The following is a 12737-nucleotide window of genomic DNA, read 5'->3' as shown; positions in this document are numbered from 1 at the left end:
ACGTATGTTCGTAGAACTGGTTTATGACAAGCGTAATGTTGAAGGACTCGAAGGGGCCAGAGAGATCATTCTGGCCGAACTGACGAAGCGGGTGCACCAGATTTTCCCTGATGCCGAAGTGAGGGTGAAGCCGATGCAGGCGAACGGCTTGAATAGCGACGCCAGCAAAAGCGATCGGGAAAAGCTGAACCGCATGCTGGAGGATATGTTTGAAGAGGCTGATATGTGGATGAATGATTTCTTAAATCTCTAACCAGATAGCCTAACAACAGAGGGAATAACCAGATTAATTCCATGTTTTCTATGAGTTAATATCTGTATTAATATAGCTGTGCATATTAGTTCTAAAGGCCACATTGATGTAACTCTGTAGCTCAACACATAATTAGTTTCTGCCGAAACGTGTAACGGCTGTTATTAAATTCATGGATTTATCATTGATATTCAGTAAATTGTCTCCTTGATTCATCATCCTCAAGGTACTCAAAAGAAAGAAGGCGAATTTTGGTAAGTTTATAAAACCACTCGCAATCTTTTCGTTGAATAATTTCGCCAGGTTTGAAACATATCCCGGATGTCACCCGGATAATCGCATATTTACCATTACTAAACCTGACCCGGTGAATACAGAAAGGTTGACCGGCCTGCCCGTGACAGCTGTTTGACAGGATATGTCCTTCAATAAAAACAGATTTTTTAGATTTCATTATCATACCCTCGACAACTGCAGTACAGGAGGAACGTTGTCATTTTCCGACATCACTGACGTTAAGTGGCAGAAGCTGATCAGCCGCCGATACACCAGCATTCTGAAGGTCTGAACAACAGTCCGCAGGCAGGGCACTCAAGAACTGCATCTTTTCTTAGTTTACCTGCTTTCTGATCAGCTTTGTGTGCGCATACCGGGCAGGCAACATGAACCGGTCTTTCTTTAAAATATCTGAGCCCTTTTGTATAAGACATAAATAATTCTCTGAGGGATACAGTAATTATTATACGCTTTAATATAAAAATAACTGGCATAAGTTATGTTAAGTTGTGTCTGAATCAGGATATCAAATATTGAAAATTGAACGTCTGATTTATGATACACTACCCTTCCGTGAGAGATTTATAATGAAATCAGAAGACACCCTTGACTGGTATCCGGCACAACTACCGCCAGTGAAAATTATTCTTGGCGAAGCCGTGCTGGCTGTGGGTAAACAGGGCCGACCGATTAATACCCGCACCTTGCTGGAATACCTTCAGTTCATGCAGGGCAAACAAAAAAGGCGGGATGACAAAATCGCCATGCAAACTGCGATTGATGTTCTCAGGGATAATCAGCGCATTAACGGCAGACGTTAATGCGCCTCCGGACTCAGTGTCAGTTCTGAATGATCTCAACCATATGGTTTTGTCCATCATCCTTCAGCGGTATTCTGTCATCAGGGAGGAGAACACCATCCAGTGTCACGCGATATTCTGCATCGCCGCGTGAGACACTAATTTGATAATGGCTTTCGCCATATTGGTAGCTCATAGAAAAAGATGTCCACCCATCCGGCAACCTGGCATGAACCGTAAAGTCAGCACCGGAACGTTTTATCCCCAGTAATTCCTCGGTAAGTAAACGCCAGGCCCAGCCTGCAGAACCAGTATACCAGCTCCATCCTGCACGTCCGATATGGGGAGCGACACTGTAGACATCAGCACTCATGACATAAGGTTCAGCTTTATAAATCCCGGCCGAGTCTGTATTCAGAGTATGATTTATCGGGTTGAGCATTGACCAGAGTTGCCAGGCGCGTTCGGCATTCCCCATTCGGGCAAATGCCATCACAGCCCAGATAGCGCCATGTGTATACTGTCCTCCGTTTTCCCTCACACCAGGCAGGTAACCCTGTATGTAACCAGGATTTGGACCGTGCCCATCGAAAGGAGGTGTTAATAGTTTTATCAGTCCCCCCTCGTTATCCACAAGGTGCTTATCCAGCGCCTGCATGGCCATTGCGCACCGTCCCGGGCTTGCGGCCCCGGACAATACAGACCAACTCTGCACAATCGCATCAATCCGGCAGTCCTGTGAAGCCTTCGACCCCAGGGGAGTACCATCGTCAAAATATCCACGCCGGTACCATTCACCATCCCAAGCGTGGGCTTCGAGATTGCTTTGCAGGCGCATAGCCTGTGAACGGCACATTGAGGCGACGCTTTCATCCAGCCTGCGATCAGCCAGTGCCGCAAACCGCTGCAAAATGTCGAACAGGAAGAAGCCCAGCCAGACGCTTTCACCTTTGCCTTCGATCCCCACCCGGTTCATGCCGTCATTCCAGTCACCAGCCCCCATCAGAGGCAGACCATGCTCCCCGAACTGTTGTCCATACTTAATGGCTTTGACGCAGTGTAACCAGAGTGTCTCTTCGGTACCGCTGATCACCGGCGTATCATAGGCAGACTCTTCACCAGGCTGAAGCGGACGTCCCTCCAGATAAGGAATACGTGTTTCCAGTACATCCATATCCCCCGTCGTTTCAACATAGTGGCAAACGGCAAGCGGAAGCCACAGATAATCATCGGAACAGCGAGTGCGCACTCCATTGCCGTGTGGCGGGTGCCACCAGTGCTGTACATCACCCTCAATAAATTGCCGTGATGCACACAGGATCATCTGTTCTCGCATCCGGTTCGGATCAGCATGGCTCAGCGCCAGCGTATCCTGCAGTTGATCGCGAAAACCAAATGCGCCGCCGGACTGGTAGTAACCGCTGCGAGCCATCAGGCGACAGGCTACCGTCTGGTACAATAGCCAGCCATTCACCAGTAAATTTACCGATGTGTCGGGAGTGTTAACCACAATTTTATCGAGCACATTGTGCCAGTGGTTGTGAACCCGGTTCAGCTCCTCGCGGACCGTCTCCTCATTCATATAACGGGCAAGCGTCTCCTGAGCTCGAATATGATCCTCCTCTGCGCCGAGGATAAAAATAAACGTCCTCTGATCCCCATCAATTAATGTTACCGCCGATTGTACTGCCCCGCAGGGATCCAGACCGGCGCCCGTTTTACCTGAAAGCCTGCGTAGCTTCATGACCGACGGGGCGTGCAGAGAACCATTACGACCGATAAACTCCCGGCGGTCCCCGGTCAACGAACAGTCATTACCGCTGACGGCAAAAAAGGCAGTACGACCGCTACCGTTATCGCCATAAAAGTTGTTCGCCAGCACTCCGCAGCCGCCAAGTGGTCTGGCCGTATGTGTCACAATGTGAGGGGCTGAGCGAGTTCGTGTTCCTCCGAGCGTCCACTCCACATAGCCGGTGACGGAAAGTTTGCGTGTCCGACCCGAAGAGTTACTGAGCGTCAGGAGCGCCAGTTTAACCGGCGCCTCTTCGGCAACCAGGACCGTCAGCTCGCTGTCTATACCATTCTCTCGATGGGCAAACACGCTGTAACCAAAACCATGGCGGGTCAGGTAATCACCATGTCCGCGAACAGGTAAAGCCGTCGGTGACCAACACTCACCACTCTCTTCATCGCGCAGATAAAACGCCTCGCCGCTGCGATCGCTCACAGGATCGTTCTCCCACGGTGTCAACCGGTATTCATGTGCATTCTCATACCAGGAGTAGGCCTGTCCCGCCTCTGAAATCACAGTGCCAAAACGGGCATTTGCCAGTACGTTTGACCAGGGTGCCGGTGTCTGCGCATCTTCCCGCAGAACAATCTGATATTCCCGACCATCCTGAGAAAATCCACCGTACCCATTGAAATGGCATAACTGACTGATATCGGGACTCCAGTCCGTATGTTGATTACGCTCGCGTACAGCCCGTGGAATGAGTGCTCTGGCCTGAGGTTTAAGGGTATGAGTACGCTGATTAAGCTGCTCATTGATATTACCTGTGCGGTCATCAAGATAAAGACAGGCCACGCTCATCAAAAGCAACTTATCCTCAGCAGAGAGATGCTCGCCATTACGAACAAAAATACCGCCCGTTTTGTCCAGCAGACTGGCTTCAGACCCGGCATAAATTAAGTCCATAATCTGATTTTGTAAGCCCTGCTGGTAGCCGCCGGGACTGTTATTCAGGATAACCAAATCAACATCCAGTCCTTTCTGTCTCCAGTAACGGTGTGCCTGAATCAGTGTGGTCACTGAAGCAATACTTTCCTCGCTGGTAATACTGATCAGCACTATCGGCAGATCACCTGAAATTGCCCAGCCCCACAGACCGGACTGACCACGCCGGTTGCGGCTGATCGCCTGGCCTTCGGCGCGCAGCTCCTGGACAGGGTAAAGTACCGCGCTGGCAAGACGATTAAACAAAGTGGCATCATCTTCACTGGCGTTCATCTGGCGTAACACCACCAGACTGTGAGACCAGGCCAGTTCAAATACACGATCAGCGATAGGGTAATCGCGGTATTTTTCCAGCAATGCCAGGCTATGCTGGCGGGTCTCGCTGATGCCATAAATGATATCAATCGTGACCGGCTGCCCCGGCTGCAGAGTGATGGCGTGGCGTATTGCCAGGATCGGATCCAGCACTGACCCCGACGTGTTGCTGAGCGCCCCGCCTGCCTTTATTGCCTGGGCATCCGCAGGGTTTCTGCCACGACCAAGAAATTTTGCCCTGTCTGTTTCAAACGAAACGTTATGACGGTTATCGCCATGCACCACCATCATGTGAAACAGGCAGGAACTCGCTTCACCCGGAGAACGCGGGCGCCGGTGGCAAAGAATAGCGTCACGCTCAGGATCCAGTTCCGTCTGAATAAACAAATTGCTAAATGCCGGGTGCGCCAGATCGCTGGCTTCAGGTGCCAGTACTACTTCGGCATAGGTTGTCACTTCCAGAGAGCGAGGCTGGCGACCACGATGAATCAGTGTGAGTCGTCGCAACTCAATATCATCCTCCGGGGAGATCACAACCTGAGTTTTGACGCTGAGCCCATCGAAAGAGCGTCTGAATTCAGCACTCGCATCGGTGAATATCACTTCCTCGTCATGCCCGCTGGTGTGGGCTGTCGGTTGCCAGGTATTGCTCGACACATTCCCCGTCTGTATATCGCGGATATAGCAGAATGCTCCCCAGTTATCGCGGGTGGTATCACTGCGCCAGCGCGTGAGCGCAATGTTATTCCAGCGACTATAGCCGCCGCCGCCCGTGGTCAACATCAGATGATAATGGTTGTTGGACAGCAGTTGAATATCCGGGGCCGGCGTGTCCACGCCATAGAAAATACGGGGTTCATAGCGAACGGGTTTGACCCTGCCCTCATGAGATTCAAAATGACGGCGCGGACTGTACAGATCGACTGCATCCGGCACGCGTTCCTGTAACAGCAGGCTCGCTGAGCGGAAGACCGTACTGGACATGAAGCGTTCAGTCATCGGGGCGTCAAGTAGCACATGAGCCAGCGCCTGAAACGCCATCCCCTGGTGATGCGCCATCCAGGACTGAACCACCGCATAGAGCTGACCGGTTGCGAGGCGTGAGGGAGTATAGTCCAGCGCTTCATAAAAACCGTATTCACCAAGTGCGCCATTTTTTTGCAGCCTTATCAGGTTCTCACAAGCTTTCTGTGGGGAAACCATCAACGCCAGCAGTGTGGCGTAAGGGGCGACAACCATGTCATCAGCAAGCCCCCTTCGCAGGCCGAGACCCGGCACACCAAATGCCTGATATTGATAATTATGCTGAACATCAAAAGCATGATAACCAGACTCTGAAACGCCCCACGGTACTCCGCGTTCTTTCCCCCAATGAATCTGGCGCATAACCGCCGACTGACTCATTTCATCGAGCAGACTGCCAGGCCAGGTGGGCATTACCAGATTCGGCATCAGGTATTCAAACATTGACCCGCTCCATGACATCAGGGCTGTTTCATTGTCAATGGTGGTGAACAGTCGCCCCAGCGCGTACCAGCTTTTAAGAGGTAGCTGATTAGTGGCAATGGCAAGAAAGCTGGTCAGGCGGATTTCAGACGGCAAAAGATCGTAGTGGCTCTTGTCAGGCATATTCGTGTCACAGTTATAGCCAACACTGAGCAGACTGGTTGGTTCGCTGTACAGAAAGGCGAAATCCATCCGGGCATGCTCATCCAGCCGTTGTTCAAGTTCAGTGATAATATTGAGTCGCATCCGGGCCTGCTCCGTCGCTGACGCCGGGGGGGTTCCTGCACCAGTAAATGTTGCGCGGGCAAGCTCACACAAAGTCGGCAGCGTCTGTTCGTTCCAGGATGCGGGTAACCAGCCAAGCAGCAGCGACCACTCATGGCAAAGCTGAACCAGTTGATGCTCCAGATGTCCTGCCCAACGCATCTGAAGAGGAGATCCCTGTCGGCATAGCGTGTTCAGGTGATTGCACTGGGTGCGCATATTTTTCAGCTCGCTGAAAAATGTCTGCGGAGAGAGCGACACCGCGCTCAGGCAGTGTTTTCGCAGCAACCGCAAGCTGTCAGGCGGGTTCTGACCCCACTGTTTTTCCAGAATATCCAGCGTATCGTTCAGTCCTGCCAGTATCTGTTGGCGGTTTAAAACTGGCTGATGACGCATGGCGGACAGCCCTGCACGCAGTGTCAACAAATGCCCTGCCATGTTGCCGCTGTCGACGCTTGAGATATAGCGTGGGCTGAGGGGGGCCAGCGTACGAGTGTCATACCAGTTGTAGAGATGGCCCCGGTAGTGCTCCATTTTATCCATTGTGTCGAGCGTGAGCGACACGCGCCGTAGCACTTCCCCGCCGGGCAGGTAGCCAAAGTCCCATGCCGTCAGGTTAGCCATGAGGGAAAGGCCAATATTGGTAGGAGAAGTTCGATGGGCCACCGTCGGCTGCGGTATTTCCTGGTAGTTATCAGGCGGAAGCCAGTTCTCTTTTTCTGTGGCAAAGGTTTCAAAAAACGCCCAGATTTCACGGCTTGTCTGGCGCAACAGCTGTTTTTGTTCCGGATTGGGCGAAAACACCTTACGCGCAGGCTGGCGACTCAGCCAGCTCATCAGCAGCGGTGCCACACACCATAACAAACCGATCGGCAACGCAATCCCCAGCAGTTGTGGAGCAAATTGTCCGGTCAGTATTATCAGCATCACACCACATGCAACATTCAGCCACATCGCCTGATAAAAACGCGCGACAGTGGGTCCGGCCTGATTGCTGTCCAGGCTGTGGCTGACCCACTGGCTGAGGTGACGCCTGCTGATCCCCAATCGCCATAACGTCACGGCGATCGCTTTTAGCGAATATCCGGCTTCGTGCGGCAGTATCGCAAAATTAAGGCCGATACCTGACAAACGCTTCAGCGCGCCCGCCCCTACCAGTAACAGATGCGGCTTCAGGCGGCGACGCAGAGGTTTATGCAGCAGGTCATGGGTGATGCAGAGGATAGTTGGCAACAGCCATATCAGCGACAGTACGCCCAGCCAGTAAACAGGATTAGGTACCCCTAGCAGGGTGAAGAACAGCAATACCAGTAATGAAGGGGCGACCAGACTGCGACGCAGATTATCGAGTAATTTCCAGTAAGAAAGCGCGGTCAGCGGATTCCTGGTCCGGGTTCCATCGGCTCTTCTGACACGTGGTTTCAGCCAGTTAAGCAGTTGCCAGTCCCCCCGGATCCAGCGTGAACGGCGTACAACATCCGACAGATAATTATTCGGGTACTGTTCATAGAGTAACACCTCACTCAGCAGACCCGAACGTGCATAGCATCCTTCGAGTAGATCATGGCTGAGAACCAGGTTTTCCGGGCAGGTGTTGGCAGTGGCTTGCATAAAAATGTCAACATCGTAAATCCCTTTGCCCACGAACGATCCTTCCCCAAAAAGATCCTGATAGATATCCGAAGACATCATCGAATAGGGATTATTGCCCGGTATGCTGCTGCGCATGGCGGCGTAACGTCCCTGACCGTTGCGTGGTATCTCCTCCGCAAGGCCGGGTTGTAAAATACCAAATCCTTTGACAACCCTCTGGTGTACCGGATCATACTCTGGCATATTCAGCGGATGCGCCATCGTCGCGACCAGTTTGTGCGCCGTATCGCGCGGCAGCACCGTATCACTGTCCAGGGTAATGACGTATTTAATGTGGCCCGGTAAAAGGTTAGCAGGCATGTCTGCAACGCTGACGAATTGTGTCCCCGGATGGCGCAACCAACTATTCAGTAACGCCAGTTTTCCCCGCTTGCGTTCATAGCCCATCCACGTTCCTTCCGCGGGGTTCCATTCAGGCTGGCGGTGTAGCAGATAAAAACGTGGGCGGCTGGAGGGATAGCGGCGATTCAGCGCCTGCGTATCAGCGATCGCCTGTCTGAGCAGCATCTGGCTTTCCGGCGAGGGTTCATTTGCAGAATCAGCGAAATCAGTGAGCAGCGCAAACCTGAGATTTTCGTTTTCATTCCCCAGCCAGCAGACTTCAAGACTGGTGAGGAGCTGGCTGAAACTTTCGTGGCTGGTCAGCATGCAGGGGATGACTAACAGAGTGGCGCTGTCAGGGGGAATGCCGGTTGAGAAATCCATCCGCGGCAATGGGCGAGGAACGCGAAAACGGGTGGTTGCGTCACTGAGTAAATCGCTCATTAACTGAGTTACAGCGATAATCAGAGGGAATATCACTGCGATCAACAGCCAGTCTGCGCCCTGCATGGCTGTTTCGTGCAAAATCGTTGCGGTCGTTGCGATTGTCAACAACGCCAGGCTTCCAAGCCATGACAGCAGGGTTATTCTGTTGAAACTGTGCCGCAAGCGCATGAGCCTTGAGGTGTCTGCTAACAGATGAATTTCCAGCGCCTGCCGACCTTCGCCTGCGAGATAATAACCAACATGATGTTCCAGTGTATCGGGAGCACTGTTCCCTGAAAGCGTCAGCACCCTGTCAGCAACTTCAGGCTCGCTGAGAACACTGTCCCTGGCCAGGACCTCAACAACGTGCCGGTAATGATCCCGGGTATTGAAGTGCATCCGAGGATAGATACCGGCAGGATCATTGCGTAATGCCTGTTCGACGACACTTATCGTTTCGGCGAAATCAGCCCAATCCGTTTCACTCAGTAATCGCAGACCCGCGATGCTGTTACTGACAGATAGCTGGCTGGCGGCAAGCTGTTGATTGAAATTATGTATGAGAACGTCGGTGGTGATCCCCTGTTCCCGAAGGCACTGATCAACCCAGGTCAGAGGTAACGACAACGCATTGCCATGCCCCTGCAGGCGCCGCACCAGCTCTGCGACAAATGCACTGGTTAACGTAGGTCGGGAGCGTGCCATATCGGCAACCACCATGATTAAATCGCCAGGGGCATTCTCTGCACATCCGAAAATCTTTGTTATCCACATATCAGCCAGCGTTCTGTCCTGCTGCGCTTTGATCACTTCGATACTGATACGACGAAGATTTTCAATCAGCGCCAGGCGCAGCATTCCCGGTAACGCCCAGACTTCACCCAGCGTCAGCGGTGTCACCTGTTGATAGGCAGTGAGATAGCTGGTCAGGCTGGCGACATCCCAGCGCCCGTCACCGTGAGCAATGGCCTCTGATGCAATATTGTAAATTCGTGGGCAATTCAGCGGCGACATCAGCGACGGGAGACCTTTACCAAAGCTTTTCGGCAAGTGCTGGCGGACCGTGCGGATTTGTTCCTCAATAAGATAATAATTGTCCAGCAACCACTCCCCGGCAGGCATGATGCTGGTCTTTTTACCCGCGTTAAGCTCATAACAGCTTTGGGTGATGATGGCCTCATTCTCGCCGAGTCTTTTTAGAAGATAATAAGGATGTTTATCCGGCGATAATTTATGGGTCCGGGCGAGCTTCTGACCGTAGCGTTCCATCTGGGCGGTCGAAAAGAGTTCTGACTGCAGAGTGCCTTCACCGGCAGGATCGTTCGCCGAAAACGTTACGCTTTCGGTAGCATTCATCGGAATATGGGGGCGGTTAAACCACGCCCTGGGGTTCATTTTCATAGCATTGCTCTGATGCAGAGTTAGCATGCAGGAGCAGTTGCAAAATCAGTTCAGAAACGTTCTCTCAGGATGGGCGTAAGGCATCAGGGATTTAACAGCTGCTGGGATTTGACTTAAGTATAGAATATGAGTTTTGTCTGCGTTTTTTGGCCGAGCTAGCGTCGGGAGATAAACAGAGCCTTACATCCAGGGCAAAGCATGGCCTGATTGCGCCGGATTTTTGACAAAAGTTGAGCCGATTTTAAGCCACAAACAGGGCAGACGGCAGTGGCGGTAGACGCACTGGTGAAGAGTTTCATTGCGTAATTGATAATAGACATAACCATTAACCTTTCAATGAACGAGCCTCACCGTATCACATGTGGTTAAGTTTTAATCTATTTATTTTGAGGCACTTAAATTCAGGAGAGGTAGATATTCGCAACCACAGGCACCCTGAAGGGAGGTTGAGGCCTTTGCCAGTTTAATTTCTCTTGCAGATTCTCTGGATGGCTAAAATATAATTTGCTTATTATTAATTACCGTGCCTTAATGAATCCCATCAGTTCAATGTACAGACGAACGTTAAAAGATTTTCCGTGTAGTCCTCATTACCAGGTGTTATCGCTGATATCCCCCCCTTTTGAGTCCATACGTTTAATACTATGCGTTTACTATCAATACAATCATGTGTGGCAGGAGTTGGTATGTCCATAAGAATTAAAGGTTTGGTAAAATGGTTTAACGAAGACAAAGGGTTTGGCTTCATCTCTCCTCTTGATGGTAGTAAAGACATCTCAGTTCATTTTTCTGCGCTTAACGGCGACAACTTTAAGACCTTATTTGAAGGACAGAAAGTTGAATTCGCCATTCACAGTGGTGACAAAGGCCCTGCTGCTGCAAACGTAATACTTTGCGATAAATAAATCTTTGTGGATCTGCGATACCGATGAAGAATTATTCCTGAGTAGACAGTTCCATAACTTAAATCAGATAAAAGTCGTTTATTCTTAATATCAGGTCAGCATATTTTTTCGCAATTATGAGTGTGCTGACCGATGTGATGAAGTGCAGGACTGCTGCATAAAAGTCTGAAAGCAGAAGCTAACTGCTTGTTAAATAATAAAGTGCGTAAGAGGCGAGGCTGCCTCCGAAAGCATCACGTCTTTGCTTTTACCTTATGGCATCTGACTGTTTACATCCACGAGAGAACAGGGTAGTGGAATATGATAAAAGTCCTTGTTTTCTTTAATGCTGAATCCTGTAAAGTCATGACTGTTCTGGAAGGTATATCCTCTATCAGGCAGGAATATCCGAACGGTGAAGAAACGCATCTTCGGATTATGTCTGCAGGCTTTCCTTCCTTAACTGGCGTTCATGGTATTGTTTACGTAGCTTCTGACAGGGAGTTAACGTCACAGGAGATACTTGATGCTGCAAGGAAATATTTATAGCTTTTTTCTATGCTCTCTGCTTCACGTTTGATTGCATTCTTACCATATTTATCAGAAGCGAACAAAAAATGAGTTAAAAATATTTACGGCCTGCTAACAGCAGGCTTTTTTTCATATTCAACATTTTAATACCTACACTGACATGAGAGAAATATTCTTTGTTATCTGATTAAATGCCGATATCTCTCTCACCCTCTTCATGCTATCTTGCCTTTTATGATGAATCCTTCTGAGCGGCAGGGCTAATTAACCTGATGACTTCTATGCTGGAATGTTCATCATGCACGACTGAAGCAGCGAGTCATGGGAGGTTACCCAAAGACTTACCGGGAGGCACCCGGCATCATATATAAGCCCCTGCATATTGCTGCAGGGGATTTTTTACAGGAAATTTCATGCTTCTGATCACTAAAAGTGATTATCGAACAATTGTTATTTATTTCCGCTTTTAGCACATAGCAATCCTAAAAACAGTAGCCACCGTCATGGGGTGTCGGGGGTCGGAGGTTCAAATCCTCTCGTGCCGACCCAAAATCCTCTAAGAACCAGCCTGTTACGGCTGGTTTTTTTATGCCTGTTTTCTGTACGGGGAAACTCCGGGGAATTATTGGGGTGAAACTATCGACAGATCACCAGCCAACTACGATCTATCGGATTGTAATATCCTCTTGAGTAGCAAGCACGATAATTGCCAGGAACCTTTTCTCTATACAGTTGTCTGACAATAGAATTCATCTGACATTAAGAAGCCCTATGATTACTAGTCTCTCATTAGTATTTGCCGTGATTACCACTCTGTGCATCATGTTGTTCGCTGCGGTAAAAGTAGGGGTTGGTTTGTCTAACAATCCAGACAGAAATGATAATTAACCTCAACCACGTAACCCCACTTCATACTTCACTTAACAGTGATGTGCTCACATCACCGGGCAATCGTCGAACTCTCCATTCCTGGCATCATTAATGATGTACGTGATCACCCCGAATATAGCGGGTGCAGAACTGTAACCGCCATCATCTACTGGCAGCGCCTCCATTCCCCCGTTCTCCAGATTAACAAGGTGGGGCTGGGGATGAGTTCGGTATCGCTTGCTCCTGAATTCCCCATCTATCGCGCATATCAGCAGCGAGCCATCACAGGCTGAAAGCGACGCGTCCACAACAAGCAGCGCCCCCTGGATTATCCCTTCCCTGAAATGTGAACGCGATGCCCGCATGAAATAAGTCGCTGCGGGCTGGCTGATTAACTGCTGATCGAGGGAGATTCGTGTTTCAACATAATCTGCCGCAGGTGAAGGAAAGCTGTAATGGCTCAATAGTAATGTCCGCCTGTGGCTCAATTCAGATGTCCG

The 12737-nt window shown here is 50.3% G+C and carries 10 protein-coding genes; 5 read left to right on the top strand and 5 right to left on the bottom strand.

The window, feature by feature from the left end; translation table 11 throughout:
- Positions 1–4 precede the first annotated feature (4 nt).
- Entirely contained in the window at positions 5–253 is a 249-nt protein-coding gene (locus tag C2U43_RS09020; protein WP_103284984.1) for a DinI family protein, read from the top strand.
- A gap of 181 nt (positions 254–434) precedes the next feature.
- On the opposite strand, the gene C2U43_RS29575 is transcribed toward C2U43_RS09020, so the two are convergent.
- Positions 435–707, bottom strand: coding sequence for a hypothetical protein (locus tag C2U43_RS29575; RefSeq protein WP_172313143.1), 273 nt, complete (start codon positions 705–707; stop codon positions 435–437).
- A gap of 79 nt (positions 708–786) precedes the next feature.
- Positions 787–963, bottom strand: a complete 177-nt coding sequence (locus tag C2U43_RS30185) for a YnfU family zinc-binding protein (protein WP_216350677.1) — start codon at positions 961–963, stop codon at positions 787–789.
- A gap of 153 nt (positions 964–1116) precedes the next feature.
- Between C2U43_RS30185 and C2U43_RS09010 the strand changes: the two genes are divergently transcribed.
- Positions 1117–1350, top strand: coding sequence for a hypothetical protein (locus C2U43_RS09010; RefSeq protein WP_079938079.1), 234 nt, complete (start codon positions 1117–1119; stop codon positions 1348–1350).
- 19 nt (positions 1351–1369) lie between these two features.
- Here the strand turns inward: C2U43_RS09010 and C2U43_RS09005 are convergent, their stop codons facing one another.
- The gene (locus C2U43_RS09005) at positions 1370–9952 is read right to left on the bottom strand and encodes a GH36-type glycosyl hydrolase domain-containing protein (RefSeq protein WP_079938046.1); all 8583 of its coding nucleotides are present in this window, start codon (positions 9950–9952) and stop codon (positions 1370–1372) included.
- A 155-nt stretch (positions 9953–10107) separates the two neighbouring features.
- Positions 10108–10272, bottom strand: a complete 165-nt coding sequence (locus C2U43_RS29740; RefSeq protein WP_216350678.1) for a YnfU family zinc-binding protein — start codon at positions 10270–10272, stop codon at positions 10108–10110.
- A 366-nt stretch (positions 10273–10638) separates the two neighbouring features.
- Between C2U43_RS29740 and C2U43_RS09000 the strand changes: the two genes are divergently transcribed.
- From C2U43_RS09000 to C2U43_RS30180, 3 genes are all read left to right on the top strand, one after another.
- On the top strand, positions 10639–10857 hold the full coding sequence (locus C2U43_RS09000) for a cold shock domain-containing protein (RefSeq protein WP_079938047.1): 219 nt from the start codon (positions 10639–10641) through the stop codon (positions 10855–10857).
- A gap of 300 nt (positions 10858–11157) precedes the next feature.
- On the top strand, positions 11158–11385 hold the full coding sequence (locus tag C2U43_RS29735; RefSeq protein ID WP_080625050.1) for a hypothetical protein: 228 nt from the start codon (positions 11158–11160) through the stop codon (positions 11383–11385).
- 753 nt (positions 11386–12138) lie between these two features.
- Positions 12139–12255 (top strand): YnaM/YnfT family protein, encoded by a 117-nt coding sequence (locus C2U43_RS30180; RefSeq protein ID WP_352471416.1) that lies wholly within the window; start codon positions 12139–12141, stop codon positions 12253–12255.
- A 47-nt stretch (positions 12256–12302) separates the two neighbouring features.
- On the opposite strand, the gene C2U43_RS08990 is transcribed toward C2U43_RS30180, so the two are convergent.
- The gene (locus C2U43_RS08990) at positions 12303–12701 is read right to left on the bottom strand and encodes a HumD family translesion DNA polymerase (protein WP_103284983.1); all 399 of its coding nucleotides are present in this window, start codon (positions 12699–12701) and stop codon (positions 12303–12305) included.
- Positions 12702–12737 lie beyond the last annotated feature (36 nt).

The sequence above is a fragment of the Citrobacter freundii complex sp. CFNIH9 genome (assembly GCF_002903305.1).
GTDB lineage: Bacteria > Pseudomonadota > Gammaproteobacteria > Enterobacterales > Enterobacteriaceae > Citrobacter > Citrobacter portucalensis.
This window is presented reverse-complemented; position numbering and strand designations above follow the sequence as displayed.